This window comes from Streptomyces sp. NPDC096105, from assembly GCF_044763335.1.
GTDB lineage: Bacteria > Actinomycetota > Actinomycetes > Streptomycetales > Streptomycetaceae > Streptomyces.
Map to the genome: position 1 here is coordinate 149,863 of NZ_JBIWGC010000011.1, position 21,704 is coordinate 171,566.

Here is a 21,704-nt window from a genome sequence, read left to right on the forward strand (position 1 = left end):
AGCCGGCGGACCGGCAGGCCGCTCCCGGCCCGGCCCCCGGGGGGGGCGGGCCGCGGGGCGGCCCGCGGCGCGGAGCGCGAGCCGTCCAGTGGCGCCACGTCCGGTGGCCGAGGGCAATGCCGGCCACCCCTGCCCGCGGCGGCCCACGGCGTCGTCGCACCACGGCATCGTCGGTGACCCACCGCCGGGCCTGCGTGTTCTCACCCAAGGAGAAACGGTGACAAGCACAGAACTGACCGGGGCGGAATCGCCACTCGACGTGTTACCCGAGAGATGGCGCTGCTTACGCGACGCGGGCCCCGTGGCGTACGACGAGGAGCGGCAGCAGTGGCACGTCGTGGACCACCAGGGCGTCGCTGCCGTCCTGTCCGACCCGGCGACGTACTCCTCCGACATGACGCCGATCGCCCCCACCCAGGAGGACTTCGAGGCCTTCACCCAGGGCAACTTCGTCGGCATGGACCCGCCGGAGCACCGCAAGCTCCGCACCCTGGTCAGCCAGGCCTTCACCCCCCGCGTGGTCCACGGACTCGCACCTCGTGTCGAGGCCGTCTGCGCGCGGCTGTTCGACGGTGTCGCCGACCGCGACCGCTTCGACCTGGTCGACACCCTCGCCTACCCCCTGCCGATCATCGTGATCGCCGAACTCCTCGGTGTCCCCGCCGAGGACCACCGGCTGTTCCAGGAGTGGGCCGCGACCCTCTTCGGCGGCGACCAGCTCGGCGACAGCCTCGACATGGCCGACCTGGAACGGGCGCTGGAGGCCATCGCCCCGACCGTGCGCGAGATGAACGGCTACGTGCTGGACCACATACGCCGCCGCCGCGCCGACCCCGGTGACGACCTGACCACAAGACTCCTCTCCGCCGAGGTCGACGGGACGCGGCTGGAGGACCAGGAGATCGTCGGCTTCGTCGCCCTGCTGTTGGTCGCCGGGCACATCACCACCACCGCGCTGCTCGGCAACGCCGTGGTCACCTTCGACCGGCACCCCGGCACGTTCGACGCACTGCGCAAGGACCCGGACCGGGTGCCCGCCGCAGTGGAGGAAGTCCTGCGGTTGCTCCCGCCCTTCCCCGAGCTGGGCCGGCGCACCACCCGGACCGTGGAACTCGGCGGTCACGAGATCCCGGCCGGCACCCTGCTGATGGTCCACCTGGGAGCCGCCAACCGCGACCCCTCCCGCTTCACCTCGCCGGACGTCTTCGACCCGGCCCGCGATCCCAACCCCCATCTGACTTTCGGGCACGGCATCCACTTCTGCTTCGGCGCCCCCCTGGCTCGACTGGAAGCCCGTATCGCCCTGCGGATGATGACGGATCGTTTCCCCGACATCGAGGTGCCCTCGTACGACGACGTCACGTACCAGAACCCGGCTGTCATCGTCGGCGTACGCCACCTGCCGATCGCCGTCACCAGGCCGTAAGCACGTCGACGCGCACCCCGCACCGCTCACCGCGGGGCCGGCGCGTCCGCTCTCCCCGCACCCGCTCTCACCAGGAGTCACGTCCCCATGACCTACTCGACCGCCGCGCCGACCACCGACCGGCCATCGGCCGTCTCACACCACGAGTTGCGCAGTCACCTCGAATCCCTCGCGCGCATACACCTCGTGCCCGGGGCCCAACTCGCCGTCCACACGGGAACCCACCTCGTCAGCCTGCACACCGGCACGGCCGACGCCCTGACGAACACCGCGTTCACCGCGCGGACGGCCGTCCCCCTGGGGTCCGTCACCAAGGTCGCCACCGCCACCGCCGTCCTGCTCCTCGCCGATGACGGCGACATCGACCTGGACGAGTCCGTCAGCGACCTCCTGCCCGACTTGCGCGGCGAGTTACCCGATGTGACGGTCCGTCACCTTCTGAGTCACACTTCGGGCCTCCCCACCGGACCCGACTCCGACAGCGCCGTCGGCGCCACCGCCTCCCGCTACCTCTCGGCCGTCTGGACCGCCCGGAACACCCTCTTCGCGCCGGGCACCGGATTCTCGTACTCCAACGCCGGCTACGTCGCCGCCGGCCGCATCCTGTCCGAAGTGACGGGCATGACCTGGCAGGAAGCGGTGACGGCGCTCGTCCTGGAACCCCTGGGCATCGTCCCCGCGTTCCTCGGCGACACCGCCCCCTCGCGGCCGCTCGCCAGCGGCCACGCCCTCAACACGGCCACGGGCCTGGTGCGCCCGGCCCACCAGAACCTCGCCCCGGTGGAGGCCCCCGCCGGAGCCCTGCTGGCCAGCGCCGAGGACCTGGTCACCCTGGGCAGAGCCCTGATCGGCCGATCGGCCGCGCTGCCGGCCGCCGTCGCCGACCTGATGCGCCACCCCGAACCGGCCGCCGACGCCGGTGCGCTGGCGGACTCCTGGGGCCTGGGCCCCGCCCTCTTCCAGCAGGACGGCCGGGTGTGGTGGGGCCACGACGGCAACGCCCAGGGCACCTCCTGCCACCTGCGGGCCGACGCCGACACGGGCATCGTGGTCGCCTTCACCGGCAACGCCGGTGCCGCCACCGCCCTGTGGCGCGACATCGCCGCCGAACTCGCCCGGTTCACCGGCATCCGCGTGCCCACCGGCCCGTCCGCCGGCACCCGCCGCGGACCCGCCCTGACCCTCACGGACTGCGCCGGGACGTACCGCAACGGGGGCATCGAGTACACGGTCAAGCTGGACGGGGACGGCAAGCCGACCCTGTCCGTCGACGGCGACTACCCCATTCCGCTGGTGTGCTACGCGGACCTGTCCTGCGACCTGGTGGACCCGTCCACCGGCCGGCTCGAACCGGGCGGCCGCTTCCACCGCGACCCGGTCACCGGGGCCATCGACCGGCTGCAGATATCCGGGCGCACCGCGCGCCGAACAGGCACCGGCTGACCGCACCGCGCGCCTTACCGCCGTCGGTTGACCGCACCGTGAGCCGCGCCGCCGCCGTCCGACCGCGTCCCGCGCCACCCGTCACGCACCCGCCCCGTACGCGAAGACCCCGCACCGCTCCGGTGTGCCCGCGCGCCGCCCGCGAGCGGCGCGCCGGGTCCGCGCCCCGCCACCGCCCGAAGGACTGCTCCCCGATGACGGACCTGCACGCCCCGCGCCCCGCCACGCCCGCTTCCCCAGCGGCCGGTCCCGTCCCGCCGGCCCGTGCCGACCACGCCACACGGCACGTCCCGCTCCGTGAGGTGTTCACCGGCTGGGTGACGCGCGACCCGCACGCCCCCGCGGTGACCGACGGCCGCCGCACCTGGTCGTACGGCGAACTCGCCCGGCGGGCCCGCCTGCTCGGCGCCCACCTCGCCGCGAACGGCGCCGGACCGGAGCGGACGGTGGCACTGGTCCTGCCGCGCTCGATGGAACTGATCGCCGCCGAGCTGGCCGTGGCCCTGACCGGTGCCGCCTTCCTGCCCGTCGATCCCGACTACCCCGCCGAACGGCGGGAACTGATGCTCGCCGACGCCGCACCGGCCATCGTCCTGGACGACCGCGACCGGGTCCGCGCACTGCTGGACGACGAGGACCGCGAGGCGACCGCGCCCGCGCCCCCGGTACTGCCCGACCATGCCGCGTACGTCATCTTCACCTCCGGCTCCACCGGCACCCCCAAGGGCGTCACCGTCACCCACCGGGGCATCGCCGGTTTCGCCGCGGCGGCCGCCGAACGCTACGCCGTCGGCCCCGGCGACCGCGTGCTGCAGTTCTCCTCGCCCAGTTTCGACGCCTCCGTGCTGGAGCTGTTCATCTCCGTGCTGTCCGGCGCCACGCTGGTCGTCCCGCCGCACGGGCCCTGGCTGGGCGACGAACTGGCCGCCGTCCTGGCCGAACACCGCATCACTCACACCCTCATACCGCCGGCGGCCCTCGCCACCCTGCCCGACCCGGCGGACCTCGGCGGTCTGCCGTCGCTGCGCACCCTGATCGTCGGCGCCGAGGCGTGCCCGGCCGCCCTCGTCGACCGGTGGGCCCCCGGCCGCCGCATGATCAACTCCTACGGGCCGACCGAGGCCACCATCGTCGCCACCTGGACCGGACCCCTGACCGCGGGCACCGGGACGCCCACCATCGGCGGCCCGCTGCCCGGCACCGAGGCACACGTCCTGGACGCGGCACTGCGCCCGGTGCCGCCCGGCGGCGAGGGCGAGCTGTACGTGGGCGGCGACGGTCTGGCCCGCGGTTACCTCAACCGCCCCGGACTGACCGCGACACGGTTCGTCGCCCACCCCTTCGGGCCGGCCGGCGCCCGTCTCTACCGCACCGGCGACCGGGTACGCCGGCGCGACGACGGCGAGCTGGAGTTCCTCGGCCGTGCCGACCGGCAGGTCAAGGTGCGAGGCTTCCGCATCGAACCCGGTGAGATCGAGGCCGCCCTGACCCGGGACCCGCAGGTCCGCGAGGCCGTCGTCGTGGTCCGTGACCAGGATCCGGGCCGCGGCCGGCTCATCGGCTACGTCACCCCCGCCGCCCCCGCCCGCAGACCCGAGCCGGCCCGGCTGCGCGCCGCCCTCGCCGCCGCGCTGCCCGCGCACATGGTGCCCTCCGTGATCGTCGTGCTGGACGCGCTGCCGCTCACCCCGCAGAACAAGATCGACCTCAGGGCACTGCCCGCCCCCGGTGCGGCGCCGGCCGAGCGGCACGTCGCACCGCGCACCGACGGCGAACGGACCCTGGCCGCGATCTGGGCCGACGTCCTCGGCGTGGACACCGTCGGCATCGACGACGACTTCTTCGACCTCGGCGGCGACTCGATCCTCGCGGCCCGCGTGCTGACCCGCATCCGGGAGGCATCCGGCGCCCGGCTCACCCTGCGCGACGTGTTCACCGCGCGGACCATCTCCGCGCTCGCCCCGCTGACCGCCGAGCCGTGCGCCGCCCCGCCGGAGCCGATCCCCGCCGCCCCGCGCTCGGAACCCGTCCCGCTCTCCAGCGCCCAGCGGCGCCTGTGGTTCCTCGACGACCTCACCGACGGCGGCACCGAATACAACACCGGCGTCGCCCTGCGCCTGCGCGGCCCCCTCGACACGCCTGCCCTGGAACGCGCCCTGCACCGGCTCGCCGCCCGCCACGACTCCCTGCGCACCACCTTCGCCACGGTCGACGGGCAGGGCGTCCAACGCGTCGCCTCCGAGCCGGACCTGCCGCTGCGCACCGCCGACGTCGGGCACGTGCCCGCCGACCGGCGGGACAGCGCCGTCGAGCGCCTGCTGACCGAGGAACTGCGCCGCCCCCACGACCTGACGACCGGGCCCCTGACGCGGGCGCTGCTCGTCCGCCGGGCACCCGAGGACCACGTGCTGCTGCTGGCCCAGCACCACATCGTCACCGACGGCTGGTCGGTCGGCGTCCTGACCCGGGACCTGGCCGCCCTCTACCGCGCGGAGGCCGCCGGCGAACCCGACGGGCTGCCCGAACAGGCGGTGCAGTACCCGGATTTCGCGCTGTGGGAGCGCGGCCGGCACACGGCCGACGCCCACGCCGACGACCTCGCCTACTGGAGACGCCACCTCGCCGGCCTCCAGCAGCTCGAGCTGCCCACCGACCGGCCGCGCCCCGGGGTGCGCACCACCGCGGGCGCCGCCCACCGCCAGGACGTGCCGCGCCACCTGGTGGACCGGCTGCGGCAGCTGGCCGCGGGCCGCGACACCACCGTCTTCACGGTGTTCGCCGCGGCGGCGGCCGTGCTGTTCGCCCGCCACTCGGGACAGCGGGACGTCGCCTTCGGCACCGTCACCAACGGTCGGGACCGCCGCGAACTCGAGGACGTGACCGGCTTCTTCGCCAACACCGTCGTGCTGCGCGGTGAGGTCGACGACGCCGTCACGGTCGACCGGTTCGTGCAGAGCATGCGCGCGACCGTGCTGGACGCGTTCGCCCACGACGGCGCGCCCTTCGACCGGGTGGTCGAGGAGCTGGCCCCGCCCCGCGACCCCAGCCGCACCCCGCTGGTGCAGGCGCTGGTGGTCCAGCAGGCCGCCCCCGCCCGGCCGCCGGTCGCCGCCGGACTGCGCATCGACGACCACCCGCTGCCCCGCCCGGCCGCCCGCTTCGACCTGGTGCTGGAGTTCGCGCCGCGCGCCGACGGCGGGCACGAGCTGACGGTCGAGTACAACACGGACCTGTTCGACGCGGCGACCGTGGCCCGGATGGCCCGACAACTGCACCACCTGCTCGAAGGCATGGCGGACGGCCCGCAGCGGACGCTGGCCGACCTCCCGCTGCTGTCCGACGACGAGCGGCGCGTGCTCCTCGACTCCTGGAACCCGCCCGCGTCGGCCGCGGATCCGGCCGCCGGCACCACGCTCCCCGCGCTGTTCGAGGAGCAGGTGACCAGGACGCCCGATCGGACCGCCGTGACCTGCGGTGACGCCCGGCTGGACTACGCCGGCCTGAACCGGCGCGCCAACCGGCTCGCCCGCCTGCTCGCGGCGCGCGGCGCGGGACCGGAGTCCCTGGTCGCACTGTGCCTGCCGCGCACCGCCGGCCTGCTGCCGGTGCTGTGGGCCGTCCTGAAGTCGGGCGCAGGCTACCTGCCCGTCGACCCCGCCTACCCGGCCGAGCGCATCCGCTTCATGCTCACCGACGCGGCCCCCGCCCTCGTCCTCGCCACCCGGGAGACCGCGCACGCGCTGCCCGAGGGCTGCGAGCCGCTGCTGCTGGAGGACGTGGCGCCCTTCGTCACCGGCACCACGACCGACGCCCCGGCCGGCACCGCGGCCGGCTTCGCGGACCCGGCCGGCGCCGAAGCCGACCTCACGGATGCCGACCGCACGGCGCCCCTCCACGCGTCCCACCCCGCCTATGTCATCTACACCTCCGGCTCCACCGGCCGGCCCAAGGGCGTGGTCGTCACCCACCGCAGCGTGGCCGCGCTGGCAGCCTGGGCCCGGGACACGTTCGGAGCGCGCGGCTTCTCCCATGTCGTCGCCTCCACCTCCCTCAACTTCGACGTGTCCGTCTTCGAGCTGCTGTGCCCCCTGACGGCCGGCGGCAGTGTCGAGGTGATCGCCGACCTCACCGCGCTGGCCGATCTCACCGACGGTTCCCGGCCGGGCCGGGCCGGACTCCTCAGCGGCGTGCCGTCCGCGCTGTCCCGGGTGTTCGGCGGCGACGGCGCCCTGGAGGCGGACACCGTCGTCCTTGCCGGGGAGGCCCTGCCCGCCCGCACCGTCCGGGACCTCAAGGACGCGATGCCCGCGGCCGAGGTGGCGAACATCTACGGCCCCACCGAGGCAACCGTCTACGCCACCGCCTGGTTCGCCGGCGGCACCGTCCCCGAGCAGGCTCCGCCCATCGGCCGTCCCATCGCCCGCACCCGCGCCTATGTCCTGGACCGTCTGCTGCGCCCCCAGCCGCCGGGCGTCACCGGCGAGCTGTACCTCGGCGGCGGCGGACTCGCGCGCGGGTACCTGCACCGCCCCGGTCTGACCGCCGCCCGCTTCGTCGCCGACCCGTTCGGCGCTCCCGGGGAGCGCATGTACCGCACGGGCGATCTGGTGCGCTGGAGCGCCGACGGCCAGCTGGAGTACCTGGGCCGCCTCGACCAGCAGGTCAAGGTGCGCGGTTTCCGCATCGAACTCGGCGAGGTCGAGGAGGCCCTGCGCGGCTGCGCGGGCGTCGCCGAGGCCGCGGCCACCGTCCGCGACGCCGACGGCCACCGCCGCCTCGCCGGGTACGTCGTCCCCGCGCCCGGCGCCACCGTGGAGCCCGAGGCCGTACGCCGTGCCCTCGGGCGCACCCTGCCCGAGTACATGGTGCCCTCGGCCGTCGTGGTGCTGCCCGCCCTGCCGCTCAACCCCAACGGCAAGCTGGACCGCGGCCGGCTCCCCGACCCGGCGCCCGCCGAACGCGCCGCCCGTCACGTCGCGCCCCGCACGGCCACCGAACGGACCCTCGCCGCCATCTGGGCCGGTGTCCTGCACGTGGAACGGGTCGGCGCCGACGACAACTTCTTCGCGCTGGGCGGGGACTCCATCCTCAGCATCCAGGTCGTGGCCCGGGCCCGGCAGGCGGGCCTGACGATCAGCTCGCGGGACCTGTACCAGCACCAGACGCTCGCCGCCCTGGCCCGCCGCGCCGACGAGGCCGGCAGCCGGCGCGGGGCCGCTCCGGCCGCCCCCGTCGAGGCCACCGGCCCCGCGCCGCTGACCCCCATCCAGCGCTGGCTGTTCGACAGCGCCGCCGAGCGGGCCGGGCACTTCGCCCAGACGCTGTCGCTGGACCTGCCCGCCGACGTCGACGAGAGCGCGCTCCAAGCCGCACTGGACGACGTGGTCGCCCACCACGACGCGCTGCGGTCCCGCTTCCTTGCCGACGGGGCGGGCGTACGGTGGCTGATCGACGGCCCGGCCGCGCGCTGCCGCCTCACCCGCCACACCGGCCCGGACACCGACTCCCCGCACCTCGGCCCGTTCGACCTGGCCCACGGCCCGCTGTTGCGCGCCGTCCTGCACGACCGGGGCGACGGACGGCCGCCCGTCCTGCACCTGTCAGTCCACCACCTCGTCGTGGACGGCGTCTCCTGGCGCCTGCTCCTGGAAGACCTCGAACACGCCTACCACGCACGCCGTGACGGCCGCGACGGCGCGGCCGCGCTGCCCCGCAAGTCCTCACCGCTGCGGCAGTGGGCCGAGCGGCTGGCCGCGCACACCGCCGCCGGCGGCTTCGCCGCGGAGAAGGCGTACTGGACCCGGGAGACCGAGGGCGCCCTGGCCGCCCTGCCTGCGGACCGGGACGGTGCCAACACCTACGCCTCCCAGCGCTCGGTGACGGTGCGGATCGGCCCCGAGGACACCGACCTGCTGCTGCGAACCCTCTCCGAGACGTACCGCACCCGGGCCAACGACGTCCTGCTCGCCGCGCTCGGCCGGGTGCTGTGCGGCTGGAGCGGCCACGAGCGGGTCCTGGTCGACGTCGAAGGGCACGGCCGCGAGGACCTGTTCGCCGACGTCGACACCAGCCGCACCGTCGGCTGGTTCACCACCCGCCACCCCGTCGCCCTGGCCGTCCCGCCCGAGGACGGCTGGGACGGCGTGCTCAAGCGGGTCAAGGAACACCTGCGCGCCGTGCCCCGGCACGGCATCGGCCACGGCGCCCTGACCCTGCCGGGCCTCGACGGCGCACCGCTCCCGGCGACCAGCGCGCAGATCAGCTTCAACTACCTCGGCCGGTTCGGCCTGTCCGGGACCTCCGCGGAGGGACTGTTCCGCGGGCTGGCCCGTCCGCTGGAGCTGGAGGCCGACCCCGCCTCGACGCGCCCGCACCCCCTGGAGGTGGTGGGGCGGCTCGACGGGGACAGCCTGGAGTTCACCTGGTTCTACTCCGGCCGGCTGCACCGCCCGGAGACCGTCGCGGATCTCGCGGAACGTTACGCCGACGCGCTGGCCGGTCTCGCCCGGCACGCGGCCCGTCCCGGCGCCGCCGGACGCACCCCCTCGGACTTCCCGCTGGCGCGGCTCGACCAGAACCACGTCGACCGGATCGCGGGGGAGGACCCGGCGGGCCTGGAGGACGTCCACCCGCTCACGCCCACCCAGGCCGGCATGCTCTTCCACCGGCTCTCCCAGGCCGACCGCGGCGTGTACTTCCAGCAGTTGACGTTCGTCCTGGACGGAGTGCCCGACCCGGCGGTGCTGGCCGACGCCTGGCAGCGGATCACCGACCGCACCCCGGTGTTGCGCGCACGGGTGGTGTGGGAGGACGTGCCCGAGCCGCTGCTCGCGGTGCAGCGCCGGGCCGCCGTACCGGTGGAGACCGCCGACTGGCGCGGCCTGACCGCGGCCGAACAGGACGAGCGGCTGCGCGACCTGCTCGAACGCGACCGCGCCCGGGGCGTCGACCTGACCCGCGCCCCGCTCCAGCGCCTCGTGCTGGCCCGGGTCTCCGACACCGCGGTGCGCGTCGTGTGGTCCTTCGACCACCTGATCCTGGACGGCTGGAGCCTGTTCCAGGTGCTGTCCGACGTGTTCGCCTGCCACGCGGGCCTGTCCGGCAGCGCACCGATGACGCTGCCCGAGCGCCGCCCGTTCCGTGACTACGTCGCCTGGCTGCGGGAGCACACCGACGGCGCCGAGGGCGAACGCCACTGGCGGGCCCGCCTGAACGGCCTGGCAGAGACGACCGCGCTGCCCTTCGACCGCGAGCCCCGCGAGAGCCACCGCGCCGAGTCCACGGAGGCGGTGCGCGTCACCCTGCCCGAGGCCGTCACCAAGTCCCTGGAGGACGTGGCCAGGACGGCAGGCCTGACGCTCAACACGCTTGTCCAGGGCGCCTGGGCCGTGCTGATGAGCCGCCAGGCAGGCCGCGACGAGGTGGTGTTCGGCACCACCGTCTCCGGGCGGCCGCCCGAGCTGCCCGGCTCCGACGCCATCACCGGCCTGTTCATCGCGACCCTGCCCACCCGCGTGCGGGTGCCGCGCGACGAGCCGCTGCTCACCTGGCTGGCCCGGCTCCAGCAGGAGCAGAGCGAGGACCGGCGCCACGACCACGTGCCGCTGAACCGGATGACGGCGTACACCGACCTGCCTGAGCGGGCCGCCCTCTTCGACAGCATCGTCGTGTTCGAGAACTACCCGGTCGACGACGACCTGGCCGCCGCGCACGGCCTCCGGCTGAGCGGCCTGGAGGGCATCGAGACCACCAACTACCCGCTCAGCCTGGTCGCCTACCCCGGCGCGGAGCTCGCCCTGCGCCTCGGCTACGACCCCGACCTCTTCGACGCCGCCACCGTCGAGCGGATGGCCGAGTACCTCACCGTCCTGCTGGAGAGCTTCGCCACCACCCCGCGGTCCACCCCCGCCCGGCTGTCCCTGCTGACGGCCGCCCGCCGCGAGCAGGTGCTGCACACCTGGAACGACACGGCCACCGACGCGCCCGTCACGACCACCGCGGACCTCTTCGCCGCCCAGGTGGAACGCACCCCGGACGCCGTCGCCCTGCTGGCCGGCGACGAGCGGCTGACCTACCGCGACCTCGACGCCCGGGCGACGGCCCTGGCCGGCCGGCTGGCCGCGCTCGGGGTGCGGCCCGAGGTCGCCGTCGGCGTGCTCATGGACCGCTCGACCGCCCTCGTCGTCGCCCAGCTCGCCCTCGCCCGCCTCGGCGGCGTGTACGTCCCGCTCGACGGCCGGGCCCCCGCGGACCGGCTGCGCACCATGCTCGCCGAGGCCGGCGCCGACCTGCTCCTCACGGACGCCGAGTGGCACGGAACGGCCGCGGACCTCCTGCCCGAGGGACGCGTCCTGCGCCCGGACCTGGACACTGAAGGGCCCGCAGCGGATCTCACCACCGTGCCGCGCGTGCACCCGGACCACGTCCAGTACCTCATGTTCACCTCCGGCTCCACCGGCAGCCCCAAGGGTGTGGCCGCACGGCAGCGGGACGTCGCCGCGCTCGCCCTCGACCGTGCCTTCGCGAGCCACGACCGCGTCCTCGTGCACTCCCCGCACGCCTTCGACGCCTCCACCTACGAGCTGTGGGTGCCCCTGCTGCGCGGCGGCACGGCCGTCCTCGCCCCGCCCGGGGAGCTGGACGCCGCCGCCGTACGCTACGCGATCGCCGAACAGGGCGTCGGCTGCGTCTTTCTGACGATCGGCCTGTTCCGCCTGTTCGCCCAGGAGGACCCCGCCTGCCTGCGCGGCGCCCGCGAGGTGTGGACCGGCGGTGAGGCCGTGCCCGGCGCCGCCGTACGGCGCGTGCTGGACGCCTGCCCCGACCTCACCGTCGTCGACGTCTACGGCCCCACCGAGACCACCACCTTCGCCACCCGCCGGCCCTTCCGCGCCGGTGACACCCTGCCCGCGGCGCTCCCCATCGGCCGCCCCCTGGACGACACCCGCGCCTACGTCCTGGACGGCGCCCTCCAACCGCAACCCCCCGGCGTGCCGGGGGAGTTGTACCTCGCGGGTGCCGGACTGGCCCGCGGCTACATCGGCCTCCCCGGCGCCACCGCGGCCCGCTACCTGGCCGACCCTTACGGACCGCCCGGCGGGCGGATGTACCGCACCGGCGACATCGTGCGCTGGGGCGCCGACGGTGATCTGCACTTCGTGGGACGCGTCGACGACCAGATCAAGATCCGCGGCTTCCGGGTGGAGCCCGCCGAGATCGAGGCCCGGCTCACCGCCCACCCCGCGGTCGCCGAGGCGGTGGTGTCGGTGTCCCGGCACGAGGGCCGCAAACGCCTGGTCGCCCACCTGGTGCCGGCCCTCGGCGCCGCCGTGCCGCGGACGGCCGAGCTGCGCGCCCACGTGGCTGCCGAGCTGCCCGACTACATGGTCCCGGCCGCTTTCGTCCCCCTTACCGAGCTGCCCCTGACCACCAACGGCAAGGTCGACCGGCGCCGGCTGCCCGCCCCCGAGTGGTCGGCGGCGACCGACAGCGCCTACCGCGCACCGCGCACCGAGGCCGAGCAGGTGCTCGCCGGCATCTGGGCCGAGCTGCTGGGGGTGGAACGCGTCGGCCTGGACGACCACTTCTTCATGCTGGGCGGCGACTCGATCGTCAGCATCCAGGTCGTCTCCCGGGCCCGCACCGCCGGGCTCGCGCTGACTCCGAGGGACCTGTTCCGCCACCCCACGCTCGCCGCCCTGGCCGCCGCCTCGACCGGCGCCGCCGCGACCGTCGCGGGCACCGGGCCGGTCGCGGGCGAGGTGCCCCTCACCCCGATCCAGCGCTGGTTCCTCGACGCCGCGCTGCCGCGCCCGGAGTACTTCAACCAGTCGGTGGTCGTCGAGACCGGTGAGGACGTGGACCCGGATGCACTGCACGCCGCCCTGGCCGCGCTGTGGTCCCATCACGACGCCCTGCGCGCCCGCTTCACCCGTACGACGGACGGCACCTGGCGCCAGGAGTACGCCTCCGCGGACGCCGACGTGCCGGAGCTGCTGCGGGCGCACGGCCTGAGCGGCCAGGACGCCGACGTCGCCGCACAGACCGAGGCCCGCCTCACCCACGAGGCGCACACCGGCTTCCGGCTGGACACCGGACCGCTGATCGCCGCACGCCTCTTCACCGGCGGCGGCCGGCCACCGCGCCTGCTGCTGACGGCCCATCACCTGATCGTCGACGGCGTCTCCTGGCGCGTCCTGCTGGAGGACCTGGAGACCGCCTACCGGCAGGCCGGGAACGGCGAGCCGGTCCGGCTGCCGCAGCGCACCACGTCCGTGCGGGAGTGGGTGCGGCGGCTCACCGCACGCACCGGCGAGGCGGACCTCGCCGCGCAGCGCGCCCACTGGGCCGACGTCTCCCGGCACTGCGCCGCACCCCTGCCCGAGGACCTCGACGGCGGCAACACCGTCGCCGACCTGCGCGCTGTGACCGTACGCCTCGACCGACGGCGCACCGAGGACCTCCTGCGCAAGGTCCCCGGCGTGTACCGCACCCGCGTCGACGACGTCCTGCTGACCGCCCTGGGCCGCGTCCTGGCCGACTGGACCGGCCGGAGCACCGTCGCCGTGGGACTGGAGGGCCACGGGCGCGAGGACCAGCACTTCGACGACCTCGACCTGTCCCGCACGGTCGGCTGGTTCACCAGCCTCTTCCCGGTCGCCCTCGACCTGCCCGACGGCGACTGGGGCACCGCGCTGAAGGCCGTGAAGGAACAGCTGCGGGCCGTGCCCGACCGGGGCATCGGCTACGGCGCGCTGCGCCACCTCGCGGGCGACGAACACCTCGCCGGAGCACCGCTTCCCGGCATCAGCTTCAACTACCTCGGCCGGTTCGACTGGTCCGCCGCCGACGCCGAGCTGGTCCGGGCCGTGCCCGGCGGCCTGGACGGCGCGGAGGACCCCGGCGCGCCCCGGCCGCACCTGCTGGACGTGGTGGCCCGCGTCGAGGACGACCAGCTGGAGATCACCTGGCACTACAGCGGCGGCCGCCACCGCGAGGAGACCGTCGCCTCCCTCGCCGAGGGCATGCTGCGGTCCCTGGAGGAGATCGTCGCGCACTGCGCCGCCCCGCGGGCCGGCGGCCGCACGCCGTCGGACTTCCCGCTGGCCCGGCTCGACCAGGCCGCCGTGGACCGGGTCGTGGGCGACGGCCGCGGCGTCGAGGACGTGTACCCGCTGACCCCGATGCAGGCGGGCATGCTGTTCCACAGCCTGATGGACCCGCAGGGCCGCACCTACGTCAACCAGGTGCAGGTCGTCCTGCACGGCGTCACCGACCCGCACGCCCTCGCCGGGGCCTGGCAGGACACGGCGGACGCCAACGCCATCCTGCGCACCCGCCTGGTGTGGCAGGAGACCGCCGAACCCCTCCAGGTGGTGGAGACGCGGGCCGCCGTGCCCGTCACCCACCACGACTGGACCGGCCGGACCCCCGAGTGGTGCGCACGCGAGACGGAGGCGCTGCTCGACGCCGACCGCGAGGCCGGCATCGACCTCGGCGCGGCCCCGCTGATGCGGCTCGCACTGATCCGGCTGGCACCGGACCGGGTGCGCATGGTGTGGACGTTCCACCACGTGCTGCTCGACGGCTGGAGCGCGGCCCAGGTGTTCGACGAGGTGTGCGAGCGGTACGCGGCCCGGACCGCCGGCCGCCGCCCGCAGGTGCCCGACCGGGCCCGCTTCGCCCGCTACCTGGAATGGCTGGCCGTTCAGGACACCGCCCGGGCGGAACAGCACTGGCGCGACACCCTCGCCGGGTTCGCCGTGCCCACCGAACTGCCCCGCGACCGGCGCCCCGCCGACACCCACGGCGCGTCCTCGTCGGGCACGGTGCGGGTCGCCCTCGGCACGGAGGTGTCGGCACGGCTCAGGGACACCGCCCAGCGGGCCGGGCTGACCGTCAACACGGTGCTTCAGGGCGCCTGGGGCCTGCTGCTGCACCACTACGGCGGCGGCGACGACGTCGTCTTCGGCACGACCGTGTCCGGCCGCCCCGCCGAACTGCCCGGCGTGACCTCGATGGTGGGCCTGTTCATCAACACCCTGCCCACCCGGCTGCGCGTCGACCGGCGGCGCCCGGTGCTGGAGTGGCTGCGCGAACTGCAGGCCGCCCAGGCCGAGTCGCGCCGCCACGACTTCGTGTCCCTCGCCCAGCTCCAGTCGTGGAGCGAAGTCCCCGGCGGCACCGGCCTGTTCGACAGCATCGTCGTCTTCGAGAACTACCCGTTCGACGTGGGCGCCCTGGCCCGGCACGGACTCGCCGTCGAGCAGGAACGCGACGTCGAGCCGACCAGCTACGCGCTCAGCGTGGTCGTCGCCCCCGGCGACGACGTCACCGTGAGCCTCGACTACGACCCGGCCGCCTTCGACACGGCCACCGTCGAGGGGATCGGCGCGAGCCTGCGCACGCTCCTGACGCAGTTCGCCGCCGACGCCGACCGCAGCCTGGCCGACCTGGCCCCGCTCGAACCGGCCGACGGACGCCGCCTCCTGGACCGCCTCGCCGGACCCGGGGCGCGACTCCCGCGGCGCACCCTTCCGGACGCCTTCGCGGACCAGGCCGCCCGCACCCCCGACGTGCCCGCCGTCAGCTCCGGCGCCGACCACCTCACGTACCGGCAGCTCGACGAGCGTGCCAACCGGCTCGCCCGCCTGCTGATCGAGGCCGGCGCCGGGCCGGAGCGGTTCGTCGCCCTGGCCCTGCCCCGCACCGCCGACCTGATCGTGGCACTTCTCGCGGTCCTCAAGAGCGGCGCCGCCTACCTGCCGGTCGACCCCGGCTACCCGGCGGAGCGCATCGCGTTCCTCTTCGAGGACGTACGCCCCGACGCGGTGATCACCAGCGCGGAGACCTCCGCACGGCTGCCGGACGGCCCGTACACGCGGATCGCCCTGGACGACCCGGACGGGGCCGCCCGGCTGGCCGCCGCGTCCGCCGCGCCCGTCGGCGACGGCGAGCGGCGCGGCAGGCTGCTGCCGGACCACCCGGCCTACGTCATCCACACCTCCGGCTCCACCGGCCGGCCCAAGGGCGTCGTCGTCCCCCACGCCTCGGTGGTGGCGCTGACCGACTGGGCCGCCGCCGAGTTCACCGGCCGCGGGCTCGCCCACGTGGTGGCGTCCACCTCGCTCAACTTCGACGTGTCGGTCTTCGAGATCTTCTCGCCGCTGCTGGCGGGCGGCCGGGTCGAGGTCGTCCGCGACCTGCTGGCCCTCGCCGAACGGTCCGAACCGTGGCGGGCGGGGCTGCTCAGCGCCGTGCCGTCCGCCCTCGGCCGGCTGCTGGCCGAGGACACCGTGCACGTCGGCGCCGACACCGTCGTCCTGGCCGGCGAGGCACTGCCCGCCCGCGCCGTCCAGCAGGTACGGGCGGCGGTGCCCGGCTGCCGGGTGATGAACATCTACGGCCCCACCGAGGCCACCGTCTACGCCACCGCCTTCACCTGCGACCCGGCCGACCCCGACCGCGTCCCGCCCATCGGCCGCCCCGTCGGCGGCGCCCGCGCGTACGTCCTCGACGCCCGCATGCGGCCCGTGCCCGTCGGGGCGCCCGGCGAGCTGTACCTCGCCGGGACCGGGGTGGCCCGCGGCTACCTCAACCGGCCCGGTCTGACCGCCGGCCGCTTCCTCGCCGACCCGTTCGGCCCGCCCGGCAGTCGCATGTACCGCACCGGCGACCTGGTCCGCTGGACCGCCGACGGCGATCTGCTGTACCTGGGCCGCACCGACGACCAGGTCAAGGTGCGCGGCTTCCGCATCGAACTCGGCGAGCTGGAGGCCGCGTTGGCCCGGCACCCGCAGGTCGCCGCGGCCGCCGCCCGCGTCGTGGAGCACGGCGGCCACAAGCGCCTCGTCGGCTACGCCGTGCCCCGGGCCGGCGACCTCCCCGCACCGGCCGAGCTGCGGGAGTTCCTCGCCCGCACCCTGCCCGACCACCTGATCCCGGCGGCCGTGGTGCCCCTGGAGCGGCTGCCGCTGGGCGCCACCGGCAAGCTGGACCGGCGCGCCCTGCCCGAACCGGTGTGGTCCGCGGCCGTCACCCCGCAGGACACCCGGCCCCCGCGCACCGCGACCGAACAGACGCTCGCCGCGATCTGGGCGCAGGTGCTGGGCGTACGCGAAGTGGGCGCCACGGACAACTACTTCGCGCTCGGCGGGGACTCCATCCTCGGCATCCAGATCGTCTCCGCGGCCCGCCGGGCCGGACTGACCCTGACACCTCGTCACCTGTTCGCCCATCAGACGATCGCCGAGTTGGCCGCCGCGGTCGACACCTCACCGGCCGGCCCCGCCACCGCCACGGCCGACCAGGGCCCCGTCGTCGGCGACGTTCCCCTCACGCCCGTGCAGCACTGGCTGTTCGACACCCTCACCGGTGACCCGGCCCGCTTCACCCAGGCGGTCTCCTTCGAGGCGGCACCCGACACGGACGAGACGCTGCTGCGCGCCGCCCTCGCGGCGGTGCTGGAGCAGCACGACGCGCTGCGCATGCGCTACGAGCCCTCGGGCGACGGCCGATGGCGGCAGGTGGGCACCCCGCCCGGCGCCGCACCGCACCTGGAGGTGCACCGCGCCCCTGAGGAACCAGCCGACGTGGCCGCCGAGTTGTGCTCCGCGTTCGACCTGGCGGGCGGGCCGCTGCTGAAGGCCGCCCTGTGCCACCGGGACGGCGACCGGCCGCCCGTGCTGCTGCTGGCCGCCCACCACCTGGTCGTCGACGCGGTGTCCTGGCGGGTGATCCTCGAAGACCTTGAGGCCGCCCACCGGGCGCTGCGCGCCGGCGGCACCCCCGACCTGGGCGCGAAGACCACGTCCTTCCGCGACTGGGCCCGGCGCCTGGCCGCGTACACCGCCGACGACGGCTTCGACGACGAGGTCGCCCACTGGAGCGCCCTGCACCCCACCGACCTGCCGACCGATCGGCCCGGCGGCAACACCGCCGCCGACGAGGAGACCGTGACGGTGGCCCTCGGCGCCGAGGAGACCCGGCGCCTGCTGACGGAGGTCCCCGACGCCTACCGCACCCGCGTCAACGACGTCCTGTTGACCGCCCTCGGCCGGGTCCTCGCCCGCTGGACGGAGCAGGACCGGGTGGTGGTCGCCCTGGAGGGCCACGGCCGCGAGGACCTCTTCGACGGCGTCGACCTCTCCCGCACCGTCGGCTGGTTCACCACCATGTACCCCGTCGGCCTCGACGTGCCCCGCGGCGCCGACCTCGGCACCGCGCTCAAGACCGTCAAGGAGAACCTGCGGGCCGTACCGCGCGGGGGAGTGGGCTACGGCGCGCTGCGCCACCTGCACCCGACGGCGGGAGCCGGGCTGCCCGCCCTGCCGCAGGTCGGCTTCAACTACCTCGGCCAGCAGGACCGGAAGGGGGGCGGGGACGGTCTGCTGCGGGCGCCCCACGAGGGCCTGACCGGCGGCATGGACCGCTCGGCGCAGCGACCCCACCTCATCGACGTGCTCGGCCGGGTCACCGACCGGCGCCTCGAGTTCACCTGGTCGTACTCCCGGGCGGTGCACCGGCCGGAGACCGTCGCCCGTCTCGCCGAGGAGACAGCGGAGGAGCTGCGCCGGATCGTCGCGCACTGTGCCGAGCCCGGCGCGGGCGGCCGCACCCCGTCAGACTTCCCGCTGGCCGCTCTGGACCAGGCCGCCGTGGACCGACTCGTCGGCGACGGCCACGACGTGACGGACGTCTACCCGCTCACCCCCACCCAGACCGGCATGGTCGTGCACGGCATGGACGAGCCCGGCGAGGGCCTGTACGTCGAGCAGATCACCCTCGTCGCCGACGGCGTGCGCGACCCCGCGCTGCTCGCCGACGCCTGGCAGCACGTCGTGGACGCCACGCCCGTGCTGCGCACCGCCGTCGCCCTGACCGGAGCCCCGGTGCCGTTGCAGACCGTGCACCGCCGGGTACCGCTGCCCGTCACCCGGCTCGACTGGAGCGACCTCGACCCGGAGCGGCAGGAGAACGCGCTGCGGCGGCTGCTCGACGAGGACCGGGCCCGCGGCATCGACCTGGACCGCCCCCCGCTGCTGCGGGTCACCCTGATCCGGCTCGGCCCCGATCAGGTGCGCGTGGTGTGGACCTTCCACCACGTCCTGCTGGACGGCTGGAGCGTCTTCCACGTGCTGTCGGACGTCCTGGAGGCACATGCCGCGCTCGCCGCCGGAACCGAGCCCCGCCTTCCGGGACGGCGGCCCTTCGCGGACTACGCCGCCTGGCTGGCCGGCCGGGACAGCGCCGCCGCCGAGGAGCACTGGAAGGCCGCCCTCGCCGGGTACGCGGCGCCCGCCCCGCTGCCGTACGACCGCAGGCCCGCCCCGGGCGCCGCCGCCCGGTCGGGCACCTGGCTGACGCAGCGGCTCGACGCGGCCGGCACCGCCCGGCTGACCGATTTCGCCCGCCGTCACCGGCTCACCCTCAACACCTTGGTCCAGGGTGCCTGGGCGCTGCTGCTGGCACGCTCCGGCGGCGAGCGGGACGTGTGCTTCGGCACGACGGTCTCCGGGCGGCCCGCCGACCTGCCGGGCGCGGACACCATCACCGGCCTGTTCATCACCACCCTGCCCGCGCGGGTCACCGTGGACGACTCCATGCCGTGTCCCGCCTGGCTGCGGGAGGTGCAGGCCGCCCGTGCCGAGGACCGGCGCTTCGACCACGTGCCGCTGACGGACCTCCACCAGTGGAGCGAACTGCCGGCCGGTACCGCGCTGTTCGACAGCCTGCTGGTGTTCGAGAACTACCCGGTCGGCGACGCCACCGCCGGCGCGCACGGCGTGCGCGTGCACGGCCTCGACGCCCGCGAGGCGACCAACTACCCGCTCACGGTGGTGATCTCGCCCGGGGACGAGCTGACCGTGGAACTCGGCTACGACCCGCGGTACTTCGACGAGGCCACCGCCGACGCCCTGGCCGCCCGGCTCATGCACACCCTGACCGCGCTGGCCGCCTCAGGCGACGAGGCGCCGCTGGGGGCGGTGGACGTGCTGCCGCCGGCCGAACGCCGCCGGCTGCTGCACGGACCCACCCGCCCGCACCAGGCGCCACCGCCCCCGGCGACGCTGCCCGCGCTGATCGAGGCGGCCGTCGACCACTGGCCCGACCGACTCGCCCTCGAGAGTGCAGAGTCGAGGTTCACCTTCGCCGAGGCGGAGGTCCGCGCCAACCGGCTGGCGCACCGACTCATCGCCCGCGGGGCGGGGCCCGGCCACATCGTCGCGCTGGTCCTGCCGCGCTCGGCGGACATGATCCTCGCCCAGCTCGCCGTGGCCAAGGCGGGCGCCGCGTTCCTCCCGGTGGACCCGGGCTACCCGGCCGAGCGGGTGGAGTCGATGCTGCGCGACGCGCGGCCCGCCGTCACCCTGACCGCCGGGGAGGTCGCCGACCTGCTCACCGCACCGCCCGACGGCACGCCGGACCACCGGCCCGCCGACACCGACCGCGTCCGCCCGCTGCACCTCGACGACCCGGCGTACGTCATCTACACCTCCGGCTCCACCGGCACCCCCAAGGGCGTCGTCGTCACGCACCGGGGTCTGGCCGCGTTCGCCGCCGCCGAGGCCGCGCACTACCAGGTCGGTGCCGGGGACCGCGTGCTGGCCTTCGCCACGCCCAGCTTCGACGCCTCCGTGCTGGAGCTGTGCATGTCCCTGCCGCACGGCGCGGCCCTCGTCGTACCGCAACAGGGCCCGCTGCTCGGCGACGAACTCGCCGGCGTCCTGCGCGACGCGCGCATCACGCACACCCTGCTGCCGCCCGCCGCGCTCGCCACCCTCCCGCCGGACACCCCCGGCACCCTGCCCGACCTGCACACCCTGATCGTCGGCGCGGACGCCTGCCGGGCCGAACTGGTCGCCCGCTGGGCACCCCACCACCGCATGGTCAACTCCTACGGGCCCACCGAGGCCACCGTCGTCGCCACCTGGTCCGACCCGCTGGAACCGGACGGCGCCGCGCCGCCCATCGGCCGCGCCCTGCCCGTCACCGCCGCCTACGTCCTCGACGCCCGCCTGCGTCCCGTCCCCGACGGCGTGCCCGGCGAACTGTGGCTCGCCGGACCGGTCCTGGCCCGCGGTTATCTGGGCCGCCCCGGTCTGACGGCGACCCGCTTCACCGCCGACCCGTTCGGCCCGCCCGGCGCCCGCATGTACCGCACCGGCGACCTGGTCCGCCGCGACGCCCGCGGCGAACTGCACTACCTGGGCCGCACCGACCACCAGCTCAAGCTGCGCGGTCACCGCATCGAGGCCGGCGAGGTGGAGGCGACCCTGGTGCGCCACCCGGCGGTCCTGGACGCGGTGGTGAGCGTGCGGGAGGACGAGCCGGGGCTGCCGCGCCTGGTGGCCCACGTGCTCGTCGCCCCCGGTGCCGAGCCGCCCGCCGGCGCCGAGCTGCGGGCCCTCGCCGCCCGCACCCTGCCCGGCCCGATGGTGCCCTCGGCGTTCGTGGTCATGGACCGCTTCCCGCTGACGGAGAACGGCAAGACCGACCGGGCCGCGCTGCCCGCCCCCGCCCCGGAGACGCGGCAGCCCGACGCCGCGCACGTACCGCCCCGCACACCCACCGAGGAGGCCGTCGCCGCCCTGTGGGAGGAGGCCCTGGGGACCACCGTGGGCGCGGAGGACGACTTCTTCGCCCTGGGCGGCGACTCCCTGCGCGCCCTGCTCATCGCCTCCCGCGCCAACGACACCTTCGGCGTGCACCTCACGCCCCGCGACGTCCTGGTGGGCCGCACCGTCGCCGCCCTGGCGGACCTGGTGGAGGAACAGGTGCTGAGCGAACTCGAAGACGCCGCACGCGGCGACAGCGACCACGAAGAACGGTGAGG

Annotated in this window: 3 protein-coding genes; all 3 read left to right on the top strand. The window is 75.5% G+C overall.

From position 1 onward, the window contains the following. The first annotated feature begins 301 nt into the window (after positions 1–301). The 3 genes from ACIQ8B_RS19620 to ACIQ8B_RS19630 all read left to right on the top strand — a co-directional run bounded on the left by ACIQ8B_RS19620 (position 302) and on the right by ACIQ8B_RS19630 (position 21,702). Entirely contained in the window at positions 302–1,426 is a 1,125-nt protein-coding gene (locus ACIQ8B_RS19620) for a cytochrome P450 (protein ID WP_403548288.1), read from the top strand. A gap of 87 nt (positions 1,427–1,513) precedes the next feature. Then, positions 1,514–2,869: a serine hydrolase domain-containing protein gene (locus ACIQ8B_RS19625; protein WP_403548290.1), complete on the top strand. Its 1,356-nt coding sequence runs from the start codon at positions 1,514–1,516 to the stop codon at positions 2,867–2,869. 194 nt (positions 2,870–3,063) lie between these two features. Further along, the gene (locus ACIQ8B_RS19630; RefSeq protein ID WP_403548292.1) at positions 3,064–21,702 is read left to right on the top strand and encodes a non-ribosomal peptide synthase/polyketide synthase; all 18,639 of its coding nucleotides are present in this window, start codon (positions 3,064–3,066) and stop codon (positions 21,700–21,702) included. Positions 21,703–21,704: the final 2 nt, after the last annotated feature.